This is a genomic window from Streptomyces sp. NPDC057010 (genome assembly GCF_042673805.1).
GTDB lineage: Bacteria > Actinomycetota > Actinomycetes > Streptomycetales > Streptomycetaceae > Streptomyces.
On record NZ_JBHUSC010000021.1, the window covers coordinates 86,084 to 106,706 of the forward strand.

24 protein-coding genes and 4 tRNA genes are annotated in these 20,623 nt (G+C 71.4%); 8 read left to right on the top strand and 20 right to left on the bottom strand.

Going from position 1 to position 20,623, the window contains the following annotated elements:
* Positions 1-94: 94 nt before the first annotated feature.
* The 5 genes from rplA to ACFTXQ_RS19495 all read right to left on the bottom strand — a co-directional run bounded on the left by rplA (position 95) and on the right by ACFTXQ_RS19495 (position 2,988).
* Positions 95-823 (bottom strand): 50S ribosomal protein L1, encoded by a 729-nt coding sequence (rplA, locus tag ACFTXQ_RS19475; protein WP_073912938.1) that lies wholly within the window; start codon positions 821-823, stop codon positions 95-97.
* A 91-nt stretch (positions 824-914) separates the two neighbouring features.
* Positions 915-1,349, bottom strand: a complete 435-nt coding sequence (gene rplK / locus ACFTXQ_RS19480; protein ID WP_382642308.1) for a 50S ribosomal protein L11 — start codon at positions 1,347-1,349, stop codon at positions 915-917.
* A gap of 170 nt (positions 1,350-1,519) precedes the next feature.
* Positions 1,520-2,443: a transcription termination/antitermination protein NusG gene (gene nusG, locus ACFTXQ_RS19485; protein WP_382642310.1), complete on the bottom strand. Its 924-nt coding sequence runs from the start codon at positions 2,441-2,443 to the stop codon at positions 1,520-1,522.
* A gap of 84 nt (positions 2,444-2,527) precedes the next feature.
* Positions 2,528-2,809, bottom strand: a complete 282-nt coding sequence (secE, locus tag ACFTXQ_RS19490; RefSeq protein WP_030825982.1) for a preprotein translocase subunit SecE — start codon at positions 2,807-2,809, stop codon at positions 2,528-2,530.
* A 106-nt stretch (positions 2,810-2,915) separates the two neighbouring features.
* Positions 2,916-2,988: transfer RNA gene (locus ACFTXQ_RS19495), tRNA-Trp, on the bottom strand.
* Between the two features lie 204 nt (positions 2,989-3,192).
* Here ACFTXQ_RS19495 and ACFTXQ_RS19500 point away from each other — a divergent pair.
* Positions 3,193-4,419, top strand: coding sequence for a pyridoxal phosphate-dependent aminotransferase (locus tag ACFTXQ_RS19500; RefSeq protein ID WP_382642312.1), 1,227 nt, complete (start codon positions 3,193-3,195; stop codon positions 4,417-4,419).
* A gap of 331 nt (positions 4,420-4,750) precedes the next feature.
* Positions 4,751-5,770, top strand: a complete 1,020-nt coding sequence (locus ACFTXQ_RS19505) for an adenosine deaminase (RefSeq protein WP_382642314.1) — start codon at positions 4,751-4,753, stop codon at positions 5,768-5,770.
* Here the strand turns inward: ACFTXQ_RS19505 and ACFTXQ_RS19510 are convergent, their stop codons facing one another.
* The 10 genes from ACFTXQ_RS19510 to ACFTXQ_RS19555 form a co-directional block, all read right to left on the bottom strand.
* Positions 5,771-6,187: a hypothetical protein gene (locus ACFTXQ_RS19510; RefSeq protein WP_382642316.1), complete on the bottom strand. Its 417-nt coding sequence runs from the start codon at positions 6,185-6,187 to the stop codon at positions 5,771-5,773. It abuts the gene before it with no gap.
* 16 nt (positions 6,188-6,203) lie between these two features.
* On the bottom strand, positions 6,204-7,331 hold the full coding sequence (locus tag ACFTXQ_RS19515) for a UDP-N-acetylmuramate dehydrogenase (RefSeq protein WP_382642352.1): 1,128 nt from the start codon (positions 7,329-7,331) through the stop codon (positions 6,204-6,206).
* Entirely contained in the window at positions 7,328-7,726 is a 399-nt protein-coding gene (locus ACFTXQ_RS19520; RefSeq protein ID WP_382642318.1) for a DUF3291 domain-containing protein, read from the bottom strand. The genes ACFTXQ_RS19515 and ACFTXQ_RS19520 overlap by 4 nt, the downstream gene beginning before the upstream one ends.
* 71 nt (positions 7,727-7,797) lie before the next feature.
* Positions 7,798-9,261 carry an MFS transporter gene (locus ACFTXQ_RS19525; RefSeq protein WP_382642320.1) on the bottom strand — a complete coding sequence of 488 codons (1,464 nt, stop codon included), beginning with the start codon at positions 9,259-9,261 and terminating at the stop codon, positions 7,798-7,800.
* Positions 9,262-9,340: 79 nt separating this feature from the next.
* Complete coding sequence (locus ACFTXQ_RS19530; protein ID WP_382642322.1) at positions 9,341-9,910, bottom strand: TetR/AcrR family transcriptional regulator; 570 nt, start codon at positions 9,908-9,910, stop codon at positions 9,341-9,343.
* An 85-nt stretch (positions 9,911-9,995) separates the two neighbouring features.
* Positions 9,996-10,424, bottom strand: a complete 429-nt coding sequence (locus tag ACFTXQ_RS19535) for a MaoC family dehydratase (protein WP_382642324.1) — start codon at positions 10,422-10,424, stop codon at positions 9,996-9,998.
* A gap of 1 nt (position 10,425) precedes the next feature.
* The gene (locus ACFTXQ_RS19540) at positions 10,426-10,878 is read right to left on the bottom strand and encodes a MaoC family dehydratase N-terminal domain-containing protein (RefSeq protein ID WP_382642326.1); all 453 of its coding nucleotides are present in this window, start codon (positions 10,876-10,878) and stop codon (positions 10,426-10,428) included.
* A gap of 148 nt (positions 10,879-11,026) precedes the next feature.
* Positions 11,027-11,191 carry a 50S ribosomal protein L33 gene (rpmG, locus tag ACFTXQ_RS19545; RefSeq protein WP_003956487.1) on the bottom strand — a complete coding sequence of 55 codons (165 nt, stop codon included), beginning with the start codon at positions 11,189-11,191 and terminating at the stop codon, positions 11,027-11,029.
* An 88-nt stretch (positions 11,192-11,279) separates the two neighbouring features.
* A tRNA-Met gene (locus ACFTXQ_RS19550) sits at positions 11,280-11,352 on the bottom strand.
* Positions 11,353-11,400: 48 nt separating this feature from the next.
* A tRNA-Thr gene (locus tag ACFTXQ_RS19555) sits at positions 11,401-11,473 on the bottom strand.
* A gap of 339 nt (positions 11,474-11,812) precedes the next feature.
* Here ACFTXQ_RS19555 and ACFTXQ_RS19560 point away from each other — a divergent pair.
* Positions 11,813-13,129: an amidohydrolase family protein gene (locus ACFTXQ_RS19560; RefSeq protein WP_382642328.1), complete on the top strand. Its 1,317-nt coding sequence runs from the start codon at positions 11,813-11,815 to the stop codon at positions 13,127-13,129.
* Between the two features lie 54 nt (positions 13,130-13,183).
* Entirely contained in the window at positions 13,184-13,840 is a 657-nt protein-coding gene (locus ACFTXQ_RS19565; RefSeq protein WP_382642330.1) for an SDR family oxidoreductase, read from the top strand.
* A gap of 24 nt (positions 13,841-13,864) precedes the next feature.
* Here ACFTXQ_RS19565 and ACFTXQ_RS19570 read toward each other — a convergent pair whose 3' ends face one another.
* Positions 13,865-14,257 (bottom strand): DUF3574 domain-containing protein, encoded by a 393-nt coding sequence (locus ACFTXQ_RS19570; protein ID WP_382642332.1) that lies wholly within the window; start codon positions 14,255-14,257, stop codon positions 13,865-13,867.
* A gap of 86 nt (positions 14,258-14,343) precedes the next feature.
* On the opposite strand from ACFTXQ_RS19570, the gene ACFTXQ_RS19575 reads away from it, so the two are divergent.
* Positions 14,344-14,910 (top strand): maleylpyruvate isomerase N-terminal domain-containing protein, encoded by a 567-nt coding sequence (locus ACFTXQ_RS19575; RefSeq protein ID WP_382642334.1) that lies wholly within the window; start codon positions 14,344-14,346, stop codon positions 14,908-14,910.
* A 54-nt stretch (positions 14,911-14,964) separates the two neighbouring features.
* Here the strand turns inward: ACFTXQ_RS19575 and ACFTXQ_RS19580 are convergent.
* Positions 14,965-15,046, bottom strand: a tRNA-Tyr gene (locus tag ACFTXQ_RS19580).
* A 200-nt stretch (positions 15,047-15,246) separates the two neighbouring features.
* Between ACFTXQ_RS19580 and ACFTXQ_RS19585 the strand changes: the two genes are divergently transcribed.
* From ACFTXQ_RS19585 to ACFTXQ_RS19595, 3 genes are all read left to right on the top strand, one after another.
* A complete protein-coding gene (locus ACFTXQ_RS19585; RefSeq protein WP_150209206.1) occupies positions 15,247-15,735 on the top strand; it encodes a YajQ family cyclic di-GMP-binding protein in 489 nt (162 codons plus the stop codon).
* A gap of 197 nt (positions 15,736-15,932) precedes the next feature.
* Positions 15,933-17,369, top strand: a complete 1,437-nt coding sequence (locus ACFTXQ_RS19590) for a SulP family inorganic anion transporter (protein ID WP_382642336.1) — start codon at positions 15,933-15,935, stop codon at positions 17,367-17,369.
* Between the two features lie 18 nt (positions 17,370-17,387).
* Complete coding sequence (locus ACFTXQ_RS19595; RefSeq protein ID WP_382642338.1) at positions 17,388-18,623, top strand: APC family permease; 1,236 nt, start codon at positions 17,388-17,390, stop codon at positions 18,621-18,623.
* Here ACFTXQ_RS19595 and ACFTXQ_RS19600 read toward each other — a convergent pair.
* From ACFTXQ_RS19600 to htpX, 3 genes are all read right to left on the bottom strand, one after another.
* Positions 18,607-19,131, bottom strand: a complete 525-nt coding sequence (locus ACFTXQ_RS19600; RefSeq protein ID WP_382642340.1) for an SMI1/KNR4 family protein — start codon at positions 19,129-19,131, stop codon at positions 18,607-18,609. The two genes, ACFTXQ_RS19595 and ACFTXQ_RS19600, sit on opposite strands and share 17 nt — an antisense overlap.
* Before the next feature lie 121 nt (positions 19,132-19,252).
* A complete protein-coding gene (locus ACFTXQ_RS19605) occupies positions 19,253-19,645 on the bottom strand; it encodes a YccF domain-containing protein (protein WP_382642342.1) in 393 nt (130 codons plus the stop codon).
* Positions 19,642-20,505, bottom strand: a complete 864-nt coding sequence (gene htpX / locus ACFTXQ_RS19610) for a zinc metalloprotease HtpX (RefSeq protein WP_382642354.1) — start codon at positions 20,503-20,505, stop codon at positions 19,642-19,644. The genes ACFTXQ_RS19605 and htpX overlap by 4 nt, the downstream gene beginning before the upstream one ends.
* Between the last annotated feature and the right edge of the window lie 118 nt (positions 20,506-20,623).

Here is a 20,623-nt window from a genome sequence, read left to right on the forward strand (position 1 = left end):
AAAAAACGGGCCCCCCGCCACCCCGTGAGGGGGGCGAGGGGCCCGTTCAGCCACTCAGAGAGGCCTGGGGCGGCTCAGGGAGCCGTCAGGGCGCTCAGACCGCGGCCGGGTCTTCCTCGACGAGGAGGTTCCGGGTGCGGTTCGGGTCCAGCTGGATGCCGGGGCCCATGGTGGTGCTCAGGGCGGCCTTCTTGATGTAGCGGCCCTTCGCGGCGGACGGCTTCAGACGCAGGATCTCGTCCAGGGCCGCGCCGTAGTTCTCGACCAGCTTGTCATCGGAGAAGGAGACCTTGCCGATGATGAAGTGCAGGTTCGAGTGCTTGTCGACGCGGAACTCGATCTTGCCACCCTTGATCTCGGTGACGGCCTTGGCGACGTCCATCGTGACGGTGCCGGTCTTCGGGTTCGGCATCAGGCCACGGGGACCGAGCACGCGGCCGAGGCGGCCGACCTTGCCCATGAGGTCCGGGGTGGCGACAACCGCGTCGAACTCGTTGAGGCGGTTGCCCTTGGCGATCTCGTTGATCAGCTCGTCGTCGCCGACAATGTCGGCGCCGGCGGCTTCCGCGGCCGCAGCACGGTCACCGGTCGCGAAGACCAGGACCCGGGCGGTCTTGCCGGTGCCGTGCGGGAGGTTCACGGTGCCACGGACCATCTGGTCGGCCTTGCGCGGGTCGACACCCAGGCGGAAGGCGACCTCGACGGTGCCGTCGAACTTGGTCGCGGAGGTCTCCTTGGCGAGACGGACGGCCTCGAGCGGGGCGTACAGCTTCTCCCGGTCGACCTTGGCGTCCGCAGCGCGGAGAGTCTTGCTGCGCTTCACTTCTGCTCCTGTTTGTTCAGCTTCAGGCATGGAGTCGTGGTGCGGACCAGCGCTTGGTCCTACCACTGGTGGTACTAGGGGGGTGGCTGGATCAGCCCTCGACCGTGACGCCCATCGAGCGCGCGGTGCCCTCGATGATCTTCACCGCGGCAGCGATGTCGTTGGCGTTCAGGTCGGGCATCTTCAGCTCGGCGATCTCCTTGACCTGGGCAGCCGTGAGCTTGGCGACCTTGGTCTTGTGGGGCTCGCCGGAGCCCTTCTCGATGCCCGCGTGCTTCAGGATGAGGCGCGCGGCCGGCGGCGTCTTGGTGATGAAGGTGAAGGAGCGGTCCTCGTAGACCGTGATCTCCACCGGCACGACCATGCCACGCTGCGACTCGGTCGCGGCGTTGTAGGCCTTGCAGAACTCCATGATGTTGACGCCGTGCTGACCGAGCGCGGGGCCGACCGGCGGAGCCGGGTTGGCCGCACCGGCCTTGATCTGGAGCTTGATAAGCCCCGTGACCTTCTTCTTCTTGGGAGGCATTGCTCTCTCCGGGTCCTAGTGAGAGTTTTCAGCCGCACATCCGGTCATCCGGATGGAGGCATACCGCACCACGATAACGGGTATCGGAGCGGGGCTAAAAACCGAGCAGGTCAGACCGCCCTTGAGGGGCTGTCTGACCTGTCCGGAAGCTGAGTCTCAGAAGAGGTGGATCAGTTCTTCTGGATCTGGTCGAAGCTGAGCTCGACCGGGGTCTCGCGGCCGAAGATCTCGACGAGGCCCTTGACCTTCTTCGAGTCCGGGTTGATCTCGTTGATCGTCGCCTGCAGCGTCGCGAACGGGCCGTCGGTGACGGTGACCGAGTCGCCGACCTCGAAGTCCAGGACCTCGATGGTGCGCTTGACGGCGGGCGCGGGCAGACCGGCGGCCTCCGCGGCGGCCTTCTCGGCCTTCTCCTTGGCCTCCGGCGCGAGCATCTTGACGATCTCGTCCAGGGTCAGCGGGTACGGGTCGTACGCGTTGCCGACGAAGCCGGTGACGCCAGGCGTGTTGCGGACGACGCCCCAGGACTCGTTCGTCAGATCCATGCGGACGAGAACGTAACCGGGCAGCTTGTTCTGCCGGACGTTCTTGCGCTCGCCGTTCTTGATCTGGACGATCTCTTCCTCGGGCACCTCGGCCTGGTAGATGAACTCCTCGACGTTCAGCGAGACGGCGCGCTGCTCCAGGTTGGCCTTCACGCGCTTCTCGTAGCCGGCGTAGGTGTGGATCACGTACCACTCGCCGGGGAGGAGGCGCAGCTCGTCGCGCAGGGCCTGGATGGGGTCGACGGGCTCGGCGGGCTCGACCTCGGCGGCCTCCTCGGCCTCCTCGTCGGCCGCGGCCTCGAGCTCGACGTCGCCCTCTTCCTCGGCGTCGTCGGCAACCGGCTCGACCTCGGCGTCGTCCTCGACCTCGGCCTCGGCGTCGCCCTCTTCCTCGACGTGCAGCGCGGCCTCTTCGGCGGCGACACCCGCCTTGGCATCAGCGCGCTCGGCCTCGTCAGGGTCCACAGCGTCCGCCGCCTCGACGATGTCGAGCGCGTCCTCGACGGACTCGACGGAGTCGTGGCTCGCGTTCAGGTTCGGGTCAGACACGGTGGCTGCTTCTTCCTGGATACAAAAGGTGGTGGAACATGCGAAAACGGGCGGCACCCATCAAGGCGCCGCCCTCCGCGGGGATCAGCCGAAGACGAACTTGATGGCTTCCTGGAACCCATAGTCAATCACGGTCACCAGACCGATCATGATGACCACGAAGACAATCACCACGGTGGTGTACGTCGTGAGCTGGTTGCGAGTGGGCCATACAACCTTGCGGAGTTCCGCGACGATCTGGCGGTAGAACAGCGCGAGCCGGCCCAGAGGGCCCTTCTTGCCGCGCTTGCCGCCCTTGCGGGCCTTCTTCTCGCGCGTCTCGTCCTCGGCGTCAGGCATGTCGATGGAGCCCAGGGCGTCCGTCACGTCTCTCACCTGAATCCGGGTCGTGGCCGTACCGCGCCCGGTTGCGCCGCACGGCGTTGCATCGAAGTACGTACCTGCGCACACACATCCGAGAAGGAGTGTGGAGCAGGGCCGGAGGGACTCGAACCCCCAACCGCTGGTTTTGGAGACCAGTGCTCTACCAATTGAGCTACGACCCTTTGCGTCCCCCAACCTACCGCATCCGGGCGAGTGCACGGAGTGCTCACGCTCTGGAGCGGCTGGCGAGGTCCAACGACAGGTGAGTGTACGTGAACCGGGCCCTGACGTCGAACAGAACCCGTTCCGGCCCCGGAGCGGTATCCCCCGGTCCGCTAACTGAAACGGTGTGCGGCGCTTCTGGGCCGTCTGGGACGATTGCTCGCATGACCTCTGCAACGCCTTCCTCCGAGCGCCGGGTGTCCGCCCGTATCGGCGCCATTTCCGAGTCCGCCACCCTCGCCGTCGACGCCAAGGCCAAGGCCCTCAAGGCCGCCGGGCGCCCGGTGATCGGCTTCGGCGCGGGCGAGCCCGACTTCCCGACCCCGGACTACATCGTCGAGGCCGCGGTCGAGGCCTGCCGCAACCCGAAGTACCACCGCTACACGCCGGCCGGCGGCCTGCCCGAGCTCAAGGCCGCGATCGCCGCGAAGACCCTGCGCGACTCCGGCTACGAGGTCGACGCGTCGCAGGTCCTGGTCACCAACGGCGGCAAGCAGGCGATCTACGAGGCCTTCGCGGCCATCCTGGACCCGGGCGACGAGGTCATCGTCCCGGCTCCGTACTGGACCACCTACCCGGAGTCGATCCGCCTCGCCGGCGGTGTCCCGGTCGAGGTCGTCGCCGACGAGACCACCGGCTACCGCGTCTCCGTCGAGCAGCTCGAGGCCGCCCGCACCTCGCGCACCAAGGTCGTCCTCTTCGTCTCCCCGTCCAACCCGACGGGCGCCGTCTACAGCGAGGCCGACGCCGAGGCGATCGGCCGCTGGGCCGCCGAGAAGGGCCTGTGGGTCCTGACGGACGAGATCTACGAGCACCTGGTCTACGGCGACGCGAAGTTCGTCTCGCTCCCCGCGATCGTCCCCGAGCTGGCCGACAAGTGCATCGTCGTCAACGGCGTCGCCAAGACGTACGCGATGACCGGCTGGCGCGTGGGCTGGATCATCGGCCCGCGCGACGTCGTGAAGGCCGCGACCAACCTGCAGTCGCACGCCACCTCCAACGTCTCCAACGTGGCCCAGGTCGCGGCGCTCGCCGCCGTCTCCGGCGACCTGGACGCCGTCCACGAGATGCGCGTCGCCTTCGACCGCCGCCGCCAGACGATCGTGCGGATGCTGAACGAGATCGACGGCGTGGTCTGCCCGACCCCCGAGGGCGCGTTCTACGTGTACCCGTCGGTGAAGGGCCTCCTCGGCAAGGAGATCCGCGGCAAGCGCCCGCAGACCTCGGTCGAGCTCGCGGCCCTGATCCTGGACGAGGTCGAGGTCGCGGTCGTCCCGGGCGAGGCCTTCGGCACCCCGGGCTACCTCCGCCTGTCGTATGCCCTGGGCGACGAGGACCTGGTGGAGGGCGTGTCCCGCATCCAGAAGCTCCTGGCCGAAGCCCGCGCCTGACGCGGCCGCCGGCCGACCCCCGAGCGGCGTCTCCCCCTTCCGGGGCGGCGCCGCTCAGGCGTGTCCGGGAGCCGACGGGGCCCCCGCACCTCAAACGCCGGAGAGGCTGGACGTACCCCCCGCCGTCTCACAGGCACGGCGCCGCGGCAGGCAGGCGGCACCAGCCGAAATCCAGCCCCGCCGGCGTTTGAGGCGCGGGGTGCGGGGCGGAGCCCCGGGGGCCCGCGCAGCGGCCGACGCACCGGCCCCCGGCCCCGCGCGCGCGTTCGGCGAGGCCCCCAAAAGGAAAAACCGCCTCCCGCTCAGCGCGTGCGTACGGCAGGATCACCAGATGGAGCACCCCCGCGACCTCACGCTTCTGCCAAAGGCCCACCTCCACCTGCACTTCACCGGCTCGATGCGCCCATCGACCCTCCTGGAGCTGGCCGACAAGTACGGCGTCCGCCTCCCGGACGCCCTCACCGCCGGCGAGCCACCGAAGCTCCGTGCCACCGACGAGCGCGGCTGGTTCCGCTTCCAGCGGCTCTACGACGCCGCCCGCTCCTGCCTCCGCGAGCCCGAGGACATCCGCCGCCTCGTCCGCGAGGCCGCCGAGGAGGACGTACGGGACGGCAGCGGCTGGCTGGAGATCCAGGTGGATCCCACCTCCTACGCCCCCCTCCTCGGCGGGATGATCCCGGCCGTCGAGATCATCCTCGACGCCGTCGACTCCGCGTCCCGCGAGACCGGCCTCGGCATGCGGGTCCTCATCGCCGCCAACCGCATGAAGCACCCCCTCGACGCCCGCACCCTCGCCCGCCTCGCCGTCCGCTACGCCGACCGCGGCATCGTCGGCTTCGGGCTCTCCAACGACGAGCGCCGCGGCATGGCCCGGGACTTCGACCGGGCCTTCGCCATCGCCCGCGAGGGCGGCCTCCTCGCCGCCCCGCACGGCGGCGAGCTCACCGGCCCCTCCTCCGTCCGCGACTGCCTCGACGACCTGCACGCCTCCCGCATCGGGCACGGCGTCCGGGCCGCCGAGGACCCCCGCCTCCTCCGGCGCCTCGCGGACCGGCAGATCACCTGCGAGGTCTGCCCGGCCTCCAACGTCGCCCTCGGCGTCTACCAGCGCCCCGAGGACGTCCCGCTGCGCACCCTCTTCGAGGCTGGGGTGCCCATGGCACTGGGCGCGGACGACCCGCTGCTCTTCGGGTCCCGGCTGGCGGCGCAGTACGAAATCGCCCGCCGCCACCACGCCTTCACGGACGCGGAGCTCGCCGAGCTGGCCCGCCAGTCGGTGCGCGGTTCGGCCGCGCCGGATGACGTACAGGCCAAGCTGCTGGCCGGGATCGACCACTGGCTGGCGTCCTGATCAGCGGGTGAGCCGCAGGTCCCCCTCGTGGCAGTCGGCGCGCACCCGGCCCCCGTCGGGGAAGCCGATCTCCAGGTGGGTGCGGCCCTGCTCGGGCAGCGCGAACTCGGCGACCGAGGCGACGGTCTCCCCGAGGTGCCGCAGGAAGGGGTGGTCGCCGAGGTTCTCGCCGACCTCGATGCGGCCCCACTCCCCCATGTCGTACGGCTCGTGCGGCGCGGAGGACTCGACGATGAGGCACTGGTCGGATCCGGTGGTGATGCGGATGGAGTCGCCGACGCTGTCGATCAGCCAGACGTCGAGGGGAGCCTCGGACCGCTCGCCGTCGCTGATGTGCCAGGACGCGACGACTCGGCTGAGCGTGCGCCCCACGAGGCGGGTCGGGTCCGTACCGGCTCCGTGCAGGGGACAGAGCATGGGCGGCCGGGGCTCCTCAGATGCTGACGCCGACCGTCACCGGCTCGTTGACGAGGGTGACGCCGAAGGCCGCGTGGACGCCCGCGACGACCTCGCGGGCCAGGGCGAGGAGGTCCTCGGTGGTGGCCTCGCCGCGGTTGGTGAGGGCGAGGGTGTGCTTGGTGGAGATGCGCGCGGGGCCGGTGCCGTAGCCCTTGGTGAAGCCGGCCTTGTCGATCAGCCAGGCGGCGCTGGTCTTCGTACGGCCGTCGCCCGCGGGGTAGGCGGGCGGGGTGGTCCCGTCGCCGAGGCGGTCCTGGACGCGGGCGAGGAAGGCGGCGTAGGCCTCGTCGGTCAGGATCGGGTTGTGGAAGAAGGAGCCGGCCGACCAGGTGTCGTGGTCGGCGGGGTCGAGGACCATGCCCTTGCCGGCGCGCAGCCGCAGTACGGTCTCGCGGGCGGTGGCGGCCGGGACCCGGTCTCCGGCCTCGACGCCGAGGGCGCGGGCGGTCTCGGGGTACTTGATCGGCGCGGAGAGCCCGCCGGCGTCCTCCAGGGCGAAGCGGACGCGCAGGACGACGTAGCGCTCGGGGTCGTGCTTGAAGAGGCTGTTGCGGTACGAGAACCCGCACTCGGCGGCGGTCAGGGTGACCGTCTCGCGGCGGGTGCGGTCGTAGGCGACGACCTCGGTGATGGTGTCGCAGACCTCCTGGCCGTACGCACCGACGTTCTGGATCGGGGTGGCGCCTGCGGAGCCGGGGATTCCGGCAAGGCACTCGATCCCGGCGAGGCCCGCCTCGACGGTCCGGGCGACGGCGTCGCTCCAGTTCTCGCCGGCGGCGAGCTCCAGGGTGGTGCCGTCGAGGGTGAAGCCGGTGGTCGCGATGCGCAGGGCGGTACCGGCGAAGCCCTGGTCGCCGATGACCAGGTTGCTGCCGCCGCCGATGACCAGGAGCGGGGTGCCGCTCTCGTCCGCGGCGCGGACGGCGGCGACCACCTCGGCGTCGGTGGTCGCGGTGACCAGCCGGGCGGCGGGGCCACCGAGGCGGAAGGTGGTCAGCGGGGCGAGGGGGGCGTCGTGGAGTTCCTGCACGTGGACAAGAGTACGGTCCGTACCCCTCGCATCCCGGCGGGGCCACGGACCGTACTCGCCCGAGGGGCTCAGTAGCTCGCCGGCTGCTCGGCGAGGCGGCGCTCGGCCTCGGCCCAGGTGATGGGCAGCTCGGAGGCGGGCACGGTCCAGAAGGTGAAGGCCGATTCCTTCATGAACGCGGCGGCCGCGCGGGAGCTGGAGCGGTGGGGCTCGCTGCGGGCGAAGCGGTAGAGCGCGTCCCGGTCCTCCCAGGCGGAGAGGGTCAGGAAGGTCCGGCCGAGGACCCGTGCCCGCAGGGCGACGCCGTGGGCGCCGGGGGCCTTGCGGATCTGGCCGATGATCCCGGGGGCCTTGAGGAAGAACTTGAACGCCCCGGAGAGGGTGGTGGTCTCGAAGCGGGAGGCCATGACGTAGACCTCGGCGTCGGGGGCGGCCTGGGTGGGGGTGGACCAAGGGATGTCGGGCATGGCTGGCTCCTCCGTCGGTCGTACGGACTACGAGGATGGTAAGGGTCTCAGATGCATTTTGGGTAGTACATTCACCGGATGGCGGGAATGTTGTCCGACGCCGCGGCCGGGGCGGGGGCCGGGGCGTCGGCAGGCTCGGGGGCCTTGGAACGGCGGGGCAGCAGCAGGGCGAGCCCGGCGGCCAGGGCGACGGCGGCGGCGCCGATCCACAGGGCCGGGACGGTGCCGTCGGTGAAGGCCTGCGGGGATTCGTAGCCGCCCTGCGCGGAGAAGACGGAGGCCAGGACGGCGACACCGAGGGCTCCGCCGACCTCGCGCAGGGCGTTGTTGGCGCCGGAGGCCTTGCCCTGGTCGGCGGGGGACACGGTGGACATCAGGACGTTGGCGGCCGGGGCGAAGTAGAGGGCCATGCCGATCCCGCTGAGGATCAGCGGCGGCAGCTGGGCGGCGTAGGAGACGTCCGTGCTCAGGATCGCGGCGAACCAGGCGAGCCCGAGGGCCTGGAGCGCGAGGCCGGCGGCGACGACGGGGCGGCCGCCGATGCGGTCGGAGAGGATTCCGGCGACGGGGGCGACGATCATCGGCATGCCGGTCCAGGGGAGCATCCGCAGGCCGGCCTCGGTCGGCGAGTAGCCGATGACGCCCTGGAGGAACTGGCTCAGCAGGAAGATCGAGCCGAACATGCCGAGGAACATCAGCAGGCTGGCCACGTTGATCCCGAGGAAGCCGCGGTTACGGAAGAGCCGCATGGGGAGCATGGGGTTGGCGTTGTTGAAGCCGTGGTGGACGAAGCCGCCGACGAGCGCGGTTCCGGCGATCAGGCCGGTCAGGACCGGGGCGCTGGTCCAGCCCTCGGAGTTGGCGTTGACGAGGGCGTAGACGATGCCGAAGAGGCCGCCGCTGATGAGCAGGGTGCCCGGGATGTCGAGGCGGGCGGCGGGGGCGGTGGACTCGGCGAGCCGCAGGCGGGCGAGCGGTATCAGCGCGAGACCGATCGGGACGTTCAGCCAGAAGATCCACTGCCAGGAGATGTGCTCGGTGAGGCTGCCGCCGATCAGGGGTCCGCTGGCGACGGCGAGGCCGGTGACGGCGCCGTAGATGCCGAGGGCCATGCCGCGGCGGGCGGCCGGGACGGCGGCCGTGAGCAGGGTGAGGGTGAGCGGCATCATGACCGCGGCGCCGATGCCCTGGACGGCGCGGGCGGCGATGAGCGCGTCGATCCCGGGCGACAGCGCGGCCGCGGCAGAGGCGCCGGTGAAGACCGTGAGGCCGCCGATGAACAGCCGCCGGCGCCCGAACCGGTCACCGAGGGCGGCGCCGAACATGAGGAGGACGGCGAAGGTGAGCGTGTACGCGTTCACCGTCCACTCCAGGTCCTCCAGCTTGCCGCCGAGGTCCGCGCGGATGGCGGGCAGGGCGGTGGTGACGACGAGGTTGTCGAGGGCGGCCATGAAGCTGGCGACGCCGGTGAGGACGAGGGCCCAGACGGCGGACCCGCGGAGCCTGGTGTCCGAGTGAGTGTCGTGCGTGTTCACGGTTCCCCCTGAGGGTTGTTAGTTATTGCTGACTAACTTTCGTGGGCGTGAGTGGCCCGCCGGGCGGGCCACACGCCCCTCATTTCTCCAGGCGGCCCTTGCTGCGGGCCTCGGGGTAGAGCCCCTCCCAGACCCGGTGCTCGGGCGGGAAGCCCATGGCGGCGAGGGTGTTGATCAGCATCCCGTACGCCATGAAGGTCGTGGTCTCGCTCACATCACCGCCGAACGGGATGTGGACGGTGTCCCACAGTTCCATCCAGCCCTTGCGGACGAGCTCGCCGAGCTCACTCTCCCCGGCCGCTTCGGCGGCGGCGACGGCGACGTACATCTGGAGCTGCATCTGGAGCTTGTCGGGATCCTCGGAGATGAGCCGCGTATAGGCGTTGGCCATCGCACGCGTGGCCTCCTCCCCGTGGAGCCCCGCGGCGGCCTCGGCGAAGACCTCCCGCGTGTCCCGCAGACACCGCTCGGCGGCGGCGAGGAACATGGCCTGCTTGTTCGGGAACAGCCGGAAGAGGTAGGGCTGCGAAACCCCTACCCGCCGTGCGATCGCCTCGGTGGAGGTCCCGTAGTAACCGCCACGGGCGAACTCGTGCATCGCCGCACGGATGACGCTCTCGCGCCGCTCTTCTGCACTCATCCTTGCCATGCGGCTAAGTTAGTGCTCAATCACTAACTACGCAAGGGGTGGGTTTCGGAGCGGGCGGGGCGTGGCGTGCGCCCCGCCCCCGTCCTCAGGCCAGTGCGACCACCGCGCGGGACATGCCCAGCACCTTCTGGCCGGCGCTCACGGCCGTCAGGTCGACGCGGACGCGGTTGTCGTCCAGCTTGGCGGCGACCTTGCCGGTGACCTCGATCAGGCCGCCCTGCTCGTCGTTCGGGACCACGACCGGCTTGGTGAAGCGCACGCCGTACTCGACCACCGCACCCGGGTCGCCGACCCAGTCGGTGACCACACGGATCGCCTCGGCCATGGTGAACATGCCGTGCGCGATCACGTCCGGCAGTCCGACCTCCTTGGCGAACTTCTCGTTCCAGTGGATCGGGTTGAAGTCACCCGAGGCACCGGCGTAGCGCACGAGCGTGGCGCGCGTCACGGGGAAGGACGCCGCCGGCAGCTCCGTGCCGACCTCGACGTCCTCGTACTTGATCTGCGCTGCCATGTCAGGCCTCCTCGGGGGCGCGGGAGACGAGCTTCGTCCACGCCGTCACCACGTGCTCGCCGGTCTCGTCGTGGACCTCGCCGCGGATGTCGATGATGTCGTTGCCGGCCATCGACTTCACGGCCTCGATGGTGGAGGTCACCGAGAGCCGGTCACCCGCACGCACGGGCCGGGAGTACGCGAACTTCTGGTCGCCGTGCACGACGCGGCTGTAGTCCAGCCCCAGCTGCGGGTCCGCGACGACCTGGCCGGCGGCCGCGAAAGTGATCGCGAACACAAAGGTGGGCGGAGCGATCACATCGGGGTGGCCGAACGACTTGGCGGCCTCGGGGTCGGTGTAGACGGGATTGGCGTCACCCACCGCTACCGCGAATTCGCGGATCTTCTCCCGGCCGACCTCGTACGGATCGGTGGGCGGGTAGCTCCGCCCCACGAAGGACTGGTCGAGAGCCATGACTCACTACCTCCTGCTGAAGGAACACAAATGACACAAAGACAGGTGCGATGACCCACTGCGCACTGGGCGCGGAAACGACACGAGGCCGCCCCCCATTGAAGGGGACGACCTCATGACGGTGCCTATATTCGAGACTTCGCTGGGGTCAGCGGGTCTCGCGGTGCGCGGTGTGCGAGTTGCAGCGCGGGCAGTGCTTCTTCATCTCAAGACGGTCCGGGTTGTTACGCCGGTTCTTCTTGGTGATGTAGTTCCGCTCCTTGCACTCCACGCAGGCCAGCGTGATCTTCGGGCGGACGTCGGTGGCAGCCACGTGAGTGCTCCTTGACGGACTATGGGACGGATGAACGCATAAAAGAGTAGCCGATCGGGAGACCGACCCCGCAATCGGCTACTGTGTGTAGCGGCGACCGGACTTGAACCGGTGACACAGCGATTATGAGCCGCTTGCTCTACCGACTGAGCTACGCCGCTTTGATGTGATCGACTCCCCACCCGAGGGTGGGGAACCTCTCTCACCAGAGCCCCAATGCGGAATCGAACCGCAGACCTTCTCCTTACCATGGAGACGCTCTACCGACTGAGCTATTGGGGCGAGCGATGAAGACATTACACGGTTGCCCGCCGATCGCCCAAATCCTTTGCGGGGACAGGGCTCCGAGGGGGTTCGGAAGTCTTTCTTGATCAGCGCGGCAAGGGCTCCCGGGCCACTTCCGGGCCCGTTTGTGTGCGGGCTCACACCGCGCCGGGGCCGCCGGGGGCCGTGCGGCGCACGCGCGGGCGCCGGGGCGCCTGGGCACCACACCGGTACGACTATTGCGCTCTTCCCTGAAGCGGGGTCCCCGGCGCCCTAGGCTCTGAGCACGCTGCGTGATCTTGGGCCGCAGGCCGCGGCCGGGGGCCCAGGAACCGCCCGAGCCACCGCAGGAGCGCGATGTCCGACAGCCAGCCGCAGCAGCCGTTCCACTCCCCGCGCAGCGGCCGCGGCGAGGGCGGCGGGCACGGACCCGCACACGGCCCCTCCCACGGCACCGGCAACGCGGCCGCCGCCGAGGCCACCACCCTGCTGCTCGCCGGGGCCCGCCTCACGGACGGCCGTACCGTCGACGTCCGCCTCAGCGGCGGCCGGATCCAGGCCGTCGGCACCGCCGGCAGCCTCCCCGCCCCCGCCCTCTCCCGGGTCGACCTCGGCGGCTACCTGCTCCTGCCGGCCCCCGCCGAGCCCCACGCCCACGGGGACACCGCCCTGACCGCCGACGGTGAGGGGCCCGTCTCCTACACCCCCGACGAGGTCCAGCGCCGGGCCACCGAGGCCGCCCTGCTCCAGCTCGGCCACGGCGCCACCGCCGTCCGCTCGCACGTCCGCATCGGCGACGTGCACGGCCTCGGCCCCATGGAGGCCGTCCTCCAGGCCCGCCGCTCGCTGCGCGGGCTCACCGACCTCACCACCGTGGCCGTCCCCCGGCTGCTGACCGGGGTGGCCGGCGCCGACGGGCTCGCCATGCTGCGGGACGCGGTCAAGATGGGCGCCTCCGTCATCGGCGGCTGCCCCGACCTGGACCCCGACCCGACGGGCTTCCTCGAAGCCGTCCTTGAACTCGCCGACGAGCACGGCTGCCCCGTGGACCTGCACACCGACGGTGACGATCCGGCCCGCCTGGCCCGGCTCGCGGCGATGGCCGGCGGGCTCCGCCCGGGGGTGACCATCGGCCCCTGCGGCGGGCTGTCCCGGCTCCCGCTCGACGCGGCGACCCGCGCCGCCGACCAACTGGCCGCGGCCGGCGTACGGGTGACCTGCCTGCCCCAGGGCGACTGCGCGGCCCTGGAACGCCGCGGCCTGCGCACCGCCCCCGTACGGCTGCTGCGCGCCGCCGGGGTGCGGGTCTCGGCGGGCAGCGGGGCACTGCGGGACGCCGGGAACCCGGTCGGGCGCGGCGACCCGCTGGAGGCCGCCTACCTGCTGGCCTCCCAGGGCGGGCTGCGGGCCGGCGAGGCCTACGAGTCCATCAGCAGCGCCGCCCGCGAGGCCATGGGCCTGCCGGAGGTCCGGGTGGAGGCCGGCTTCCCCGCGGAGCTGCTCGCCGTGCGCGGGGACCGGATCGCGGGCGTGCTGTCCCTCGCGTACAGCCGCATCGTGATCCACCGCGGGCGGGTGGTAGCCCGTACGAGTGCCGTACGGGAGTACTGCGACTCCGCCGTCGCGGTGGCCCTGGACCTGCCCCGGCAGGGCCGTACGGAGCCCGGACCCTGAACGTTCGCCGTGCGTTCGCGGGCGTGCGCGGCCCGGTCGTCGTACGGTCGGATCATGCGCATCGTCATCGCTGGTGGACACGGTCAGATCGCGCTGCGGCTGGAGCGCCTGCTCTCCGCGCGCGGGTACGAGGTCGCGGGCATCATCCGCGACCCGGCACAGGGCGACGACCTCCGGGAGGCCGGCGCCGAACCGGTGCTGTGCGATCTGGAGTCGGCCTCGGTGGAGCACGTGGCGGGGATCCTGCAGGGCGCGGAGGTGGCCGTGTTCGCGGCGGGCGCCGGCCCCGGCAGCGGCATCGGGCGCAAGGACACCGTGGACCGGGGCGCGGCGGTGCTCTTCGCCGACGCGGCCGAACGGGCGCGCGTACGGCGCTTCCTGATGGTCTCTTCGATGGGCGCGGACGCGTACCACGAGGGCGACGAGGTCTTCGACGCCTATCTGCGGGCGAAGGGCGAGGCCGACGACCACGTCCGCACCCGCCTGGGCCTGGAGTGGACGATCCTGCGCCCGGGTTCGCTGATCGACGACGCCGGGACGGGCCTGGTCCGCCTGGAGGCGCGGGCGGGCGGCGGGTCCGTCCCGCGCGACGACGTGGCGGCGGTGCTGGCCGAGCTGGTGGAGACCCCGGCCACGGCGGGCCTGACGCTGGAGCTGACCTCCGGTTCGACGCCGGTCACGGTGGCCGTCAAGGACGTGGCCGGCAACTGACGGGCCGGCGCCGGGCCGGCCGCCTCAGAACCCGGCGCTCACCTTGTCGTCGGACCGTCCGACCGAGTCCTGCCGGTACTGGTCCTCGTAGGCCTGCCGGATCCGCTCGATGCGCGTGTTCCGCGCGTCGGCCTCCTTCTCGGGGTACAGCAGCACCACCTCGTACGAGGTCTCGTGGACGACCTTGCCGTCCCCGCCCCGCCACTGGCCGTACCCGTCGTGCAGGGTGAGCCCCTCGGGGAAGGCCGGGGTGATCTCGCGGTCCAGAAACCGCATGAACTCCTGCTCCTCGACCGGCCCCCGGCCGTCGGTGCGCTCGGTGCCGAAATAGAGCCGCGTCTCCTGGTAGGGCTCCCCTACGCTCGGGTGGAGCGCGGCTCCCACCAGCGCCGGAATCCCCGCCCCGAGCAGGGCCATGAGCACCCCGCCGCCGACTTTCCCCCGCGTGTCAGATGTCCATTTCACCCCCGGTGAACGAACAGGAGACGCCAACGATGCGGTCGATGACGGGCCCTGACGTCGAACGGGCGGCGGCCGAAGCGGTGTCGGCCCTCGCCCCGCACGCCGGACTGGACTGGCAGGTGCCGGCCGGTTCCCTCGACTGGTCCTGCTGGACGACGGCGGCCCACATCGCGCACGACCTCACGGCGTACGCCGCCCAGGTGGCCTCCCGGGCCCCGTCCGCGTACCTCCCCCTGGACCTGCGGGTCCGCCCCGGCACTCCCCCGGCCGAGGTGCTGACGGTGGTGTCGGCGAGCGCCCGGCTGCTGAGCACGGCGATCACGGCCGCGGACCCCGGGGACCGGGCCTGGCACTGGGGCCCCTGCGATCCGGGCGGCTTCGCGGCGATGGGCGTGGCGGAGCTCCTGCTCCACACGTACGACATCGCCCAGGGCCTCGCCCTCCCCTGGCGTCCCCCGCCGGGCCTGTGCGCGCCGGTCCTGGCCCGCCTCTTCCCGGACTCCCCGCAGGGCCCGCCCACGGAGACCCTCCTGTGGTCGGCGGGCCGCCTCGCCCTCCCGGACCGCCCCCGCCGCACCTCGTGGTCCTGGCAGGCGGCGCTCCCCTAGTCCATCGAGCATGCGAGAAGACCCCCGCTACAAGTAACGGGGGTCTCACACGCGTGGCGGCGCCAGGATTCGAACCTGGGTAGGCAGAGCCGACGGATTTACAGTCCGTTCCCATTGGCCACTCGGGCACACCGCCATGGGATGTCGCCGGTGAGGCCGCTTTGGGGCGGTGCTCGGTGGCAACGACGTAAACGATACCTGATGATCGGGGGTGCTCCGCCACCGGATTGATCAGCACCGCGGGTGGGCGCGGTGGCTAGGCTTTGCGGAGCTGGCCGGGGACGTCCGGCCGCGCCCTCCGGGGCGATCGCAACCGACTTCAAGGAGCCACAGCACATGGCCGACTCCAGTTTCGACATCGTCTCGAAGGTCGAGCGGCAGGAGGTCGACAACGCCCTCAACCAGGCCGCCAAGGAACTCTCGCAGCGCTACGACTTCAAGGGCACCGGCGCCACGATCGCCTGGTCCGGCGAAAAGATCCTCATGGAGGCGAACTCCGAGGAGCGCGTCAAGGCCGTCCTCGACGTCTTCGAGACCAAGCTGGTCAAGCGCGGGATCTCGCTGAAGGCGCTCGACGCCGGCGAGCCGCAGCTGTCCGGCAAGGAGTACAAGATCTTCGCCTCGATCGAGGAGGGCATCTCCCAGGAGAACGCCAAGAAGGTCGCGAAGATCATCCGGGACGAGGGCCCGAAGGGCGTCAAGGCCCAGGTCCAGGGCGACGAGCTGCGCGTCAGCTCCAAGAGCCGTGACGACCTGCAGGCGGTGCAGGCCCTGCTCAAGGGCAAGGACCTGGACTTCGCGATCCAGTTCGTGAACTACCGCTGACCCAGGTCCCCGACCTGCCCGCACGCCGGCCCGGCGGTCTTCACCGACCGCCGGGCCGCGGCGTTCCCGGGCGCGGGAGCGTGTGCGGGGCGTGAGCGGCGCGTGCGCCACGGCGGGCCTCTGTGCGCACTGGGCCGGGGGCGGGTGCACCCACCAGGCTGGGTGGCATCCATCACCGCTCGGCAGGGGGTTCTCGCATGTCTGGGGCCGGCACGTTTCGCGCGGACTTCGGGGCGTCGGTCGTCGTCGCACTGGTCGCCCTGCCCCTCTGCGTGGGGGTGGCCGTCGCCTCCGGGGTGCCGGCCGAACTGGGAATCGTCACCGGGGTGGTCGGCGGGCTGGTCACCGGGTGGTTCCGAGGCAGCTCGCTCCAGGTGAGCGGACCCGCGGCCGGGCTCACCGTCCTGGTGTACGAGGCGGTGGGGTCGTACGGTCTGCCCGCACTCGGGGTGCTCGTGCTGGCCGCCGGCCTGGTGCAGCTGGGCATGGGGGCGCTGCGGCTCGGACGGTGGTTCCGGGCGATCTCCGTGGCCGTCGTGCACGGGATGCTGGCCGGGATCGGGCTGGTCCTGATCTCCGGGCAGCTGTACGCCCTGGGCGGCGTGCAGGCGCCGGGGCAGACCCTGGCGAAGCTGGGCGGGGTCCACGAGCTCGGAGCGCAGGCCGACTGGGCCGCGGTGGCGCTCGGGGCCGGGACCATCGCCGTCATGGCCGCCTGGCGCCGGATGCCGGAGCGGCTGCGCCCGGTACCCGGGGCACTGGCCGGGGTGGCGGCCGCCACCGCCGCCGCGGCCCTGCTCCGGCTGCCCGTCGAGAAGGTGCGGGTGACGGGGATGGTGGAGGCCGTATCCCCGCCCGGCTGGGGTGACTTCGGGGTGCTGGCCTCCCTCGGGGCGGTCGGGACGGTGATCGCGCTGGCGTTGATCGCCTCCGCCGAGACGCTGTTCAGCGCTGCCGCCGTGGACCGCATGCACGACGGACCGAGGACGGAGTACGACCGGGAGCTCATCGCCCAGGGCATGGGAAACAGCGTGTGCGGGCTGCTCGGGGCGCTGCCGATGACCGCCGTGATCGTGCGCAGCGCCACCAATGTGGAGGCCGGCGCCCGCACCCGGGCCGCCCGGATCCTGCACGGCGGCTGGCTGCTGCTCTTCGCGGTGGCGTTCCCGCAGGTGCTGGAGGCCGTGCCGCTCGCCGCGCTGGCCGGGGTGCTGCTGCACGCGGGCTGGAAGCTGCTTCCGGCCCGGGCGGTGGCCGCGCTGTGGCGGACGCACCGGGGCGAGGCCGTGGTGCTGCTGGCCACGGCCGGAGCGATCGTGGCCACCAATCTCTTCGAGGGCGTGCTGGTCGGCCTGGGGCTCGCCATCGCGAAGGCGGCCTGGGAGACCTCCCACGTGCACATCGAGGAGGTGTGGGAGGGCGAGGAGCTGTGCGTACGGGTCGTGGGGAACGCCAGCTTCCTGCGGCTGCCCAAGCTGCTCGACGCCCTCGACGCACTGGAGACGGTGCCGCGCGGGCGGGTGATCCGGCTCGATCTGAGCGGGCTGCGCCATCTCGACCACGCCTGTCTGACGGCATTGGAGGGGTGGGAGCGCACGCGGATGCCCCTCCCCGGCAAGGAAGGCGTCAGCTAGGACCGCTACCCTCCGCGCGTGGAGCACCAACTGAAGCGCACCCTCGGCGTGTCCGACGCCGTCGTCGTCGGACTGGGCGCCATGGTCGGCGCCGGCATCTTCGCCGCCCTGGCCCCGGCGGCGCGCGCGGCGGGCGGTGCGCTCCTCGCGGCGCTCGCGCTGGCGGCCCTCGTGGCCTACTGCAACGCGCACTCTTCGGCGCGGCTCGCCGCCCGGTACCCGTCCTCCGGCGGCACGTACGTCTACGGGCGCGAGCGGCTCGGGCCGTTCTGGGGCTATCTGGCCGGCTGGGGATTCGTGATCGGCAAGACGGCCTCCTGCGCGGCGATGGCGCTGACCGTCGGTGCGTACGTCTGGCCCGGGCAGCAGCACGCCGTGGCCGTCGCGGCGGTGGTGGCGCTGACCGCCGCCGGCTACGGCGGCGTGCAGAAGTCCGCTCGGCTCGCCCGGCTGATCGTGGCCGCGGTCCTGGCGGTGCTGGCCGCGGTGGTGGTCGTCTCCCTGTCGTCCGACGCGGCCGATGCGGGGCGGCTCGGCGGCTCGGACTGGACTGCCCTCGGGCTGTTGCAGGGCGCTGGCCTGCTGTTCTTCGCCTTTGCGGGCTATGCCCGGATCACCACCCTGGGCGAGGAGGTGCGTGACCCGGAGCGGACGATCCCGAGGGCGGTGCCGCTCGCGCTGGGGATCGCGCTGCTGGTGTACGCCGCCGTGGCGGTGGCGGCTCTGTCGGTGCTCGGTGCCGACGGGCTGGCGGGCTCGGCGGCCCCGCTGGCCGATGTGGTGCGGGCGGCCGGATGGCCCGGGCTGGCCCCGGTCGTCCGGGTGGGTGCGGCCCTCGCCGCGCTGGGCTCGCTGCTGGCCCTCGTACTGGGTGTCTCGCGGACGGCCCTGGCGATGGCCCGGGACGGCCATCTCCCGCGCGCGCTGGCCGCCGTACATCCCCGGCATCAGGTGCCGCACCATGCCGAGCCGGCAGTGGGTGCGGTCGTGGCGGTGCTCGCGGCCACCGCCGATCTGCGGGGCGCGATCGGTTTCTCCTCCTTCGGAGTGCTGGCCTACTACGCGATCGCGAACGCCTCTGCGTGGACTCTCGATTCAGGTGTCAAGGGTCGGGCCGTGGCAGCGGTCGGGCTGTCCGGCTGTGTGGTGCTGGCCTGCACGCTGCCCCTCGCCTCGGCGGTCGCGGGGGCCGGGGTGCTGGCGCTGGGCGCGGTGGCCTACGGGGTGCGCGGGCGGCTCAGATCCTGGACCTGAACCCCTCCCAAGGGGTCAGCTCCAGGTCGTACTCCTCCCCCGCCGGCGAGTCCTCGCAGTACCAGGCGGTGCCGTCCAGCCAGCCGCGCAGCCAGCCCGCCAGGCTGGGGGTGTCGACGGACCAGGCGAGGTCCGGTTCCCCGAGACTCGGGTCGAACAGCAGCACTTGGGCGGTTTCGGAGCGGCAGTCGACGCAGGCGTACATGGTGCAGCCGAAGTCGGCTATCGGCAGCACGCCCTCCGGCCAGCGCCATGCGGAGGCGCGGTGGGCCTCGTACGCCCGGACGGCCCGGCCCAGCGGCAACAGCCCGCACTCCGGGCCGAATCCGCCGTCCGCGACGCGGGTGTAGAGCGCGGCGAGCAGCGGGGGCATGGCGAAGCCGAGTATGTGCTCGGCCCGGGCCGGCTCCCCGGCGGCCAGCGGCGCCGGCAGGGGCTTTCCGTGCCCCTGCGCGGAGTTGCGCACGCGCTCTGCGACTTGCTCCAGCAACTGCTCGGTCTCGTTCATGCGTTCATGGTGACCGACGCCACTGACATTCGCCCCGGCCTGTGGAAAACCCGGTCGGCCCCGATGTGCCGACGGGGCGGCGGAGAGGATCTCCGCCGCCCCGACCAGGGACTGCGACTGCCTACCGAGAGGCGAAAGGGGCGTCCGTCGGGACGATTTCGCGGCCCAGGGGGAGCAGGGAGAGCGGGACCATCTTGAAGTTGGCGATGCCGAACGGGATGCCGATGATCGTGATGCAGAGCGCGATGCCGGTGAAGATGTGGCCGAGGGCGAGCCACCAGCCCGCCAGGATCAGCCACAGGACGTTGCCGATGGCGGAGCCCGCGCCCGCGTCGCGGCGCTCGACGGTGGTGTAGCCGAAGGGCCAGAGGGCGTAGACGGCGATGCGGAAGGCGGCCACCCCGAAGGGGATGCCGATGATGGTGATGCAGAGGATCAGACCCGCGAGGCAGTAGCCGAGGAACAGCCAGATGCCGCTGAGTACGAGCCAGATGAGGTTGAGGATGGTCTTCACTGCCTGCGGCCTGCCATCTGTTCGAGCCGGGCGATGCGCTCGGCCATCGGGGGGTGTGTCGAGAACATCTTGGACAATCCTTCGCCGGGGCGGAAGGGGTTGGCGATCATCATGTGGCTCGCCGTCTCCAGCCGTGGTTCGGGGGGCAGCGGGAGCTGTTTGGTGCCCGCGTCGAGCTTGCGCAGGGCGCTGGCCAGGGCCAGCGGGTCCCCCGTCAGCTGGGCGCCCGAGGCGTCGGCCTCGTACTCCCGTGAGCGGCTGATGGCCAGCTGGATCACGGAGGCGGCCAGCGGGCCGAGGATCATGATCAGCAGCATGCCGAGGAGGCCCGGGCCCTCGTCGTCGTTGGAGCGGCCGATCGGGATGAACATCGCGATGTTCACCAGGAACATGATCACCGAGGCGAGGGCGCCGGCGACCGACGAGATGAGGATGTCGCGGTTGTAGACGTGGCTGAGCTCGTGGCCGATGACCCCGCGCAGCTCGCGCTCGTCGAGGATGCGCAGGATGCCCTCGGTGCAGCAGACCGCGGCGTTGCGCGGGTTGCGGCCGGTGGCAAAGGCGTTGGGGGCCTCGGTGGGCGAGATGTAGAGCCGTGGCATGGGCTGGCGCGCGGACGTGGAGAGCTCGCGCACCATGCGGTAGAGCTCGGGGGCCTCGAACTCGCTGACGGGGCGGGCGCGCATCGCGCGTAGAGCCAGCTTGTCGCTGTTCCAGTACGCGTACGCGTTCGTCCCCAGGGCCACGAGGACGGCCACGATCAGGCCGCCCCGGCCGAAGAAGCTGCCGATGACGATGATGAGTGCGGACAGTCCGCCGAGGAGTACGGCGGTCTTGAGCCCGTTGTGCCGGCGGTGCACGGTACGCCCTCCAGGTGGTGCGGCAGGGGAGCCCGTCATGGGTGTGAGGGTCTACGGTCCAGTGGACCCTCCCTTCCTGGTCAACGCGAGGTGGGGGCGCGTGGTTCCCACCGCGCAC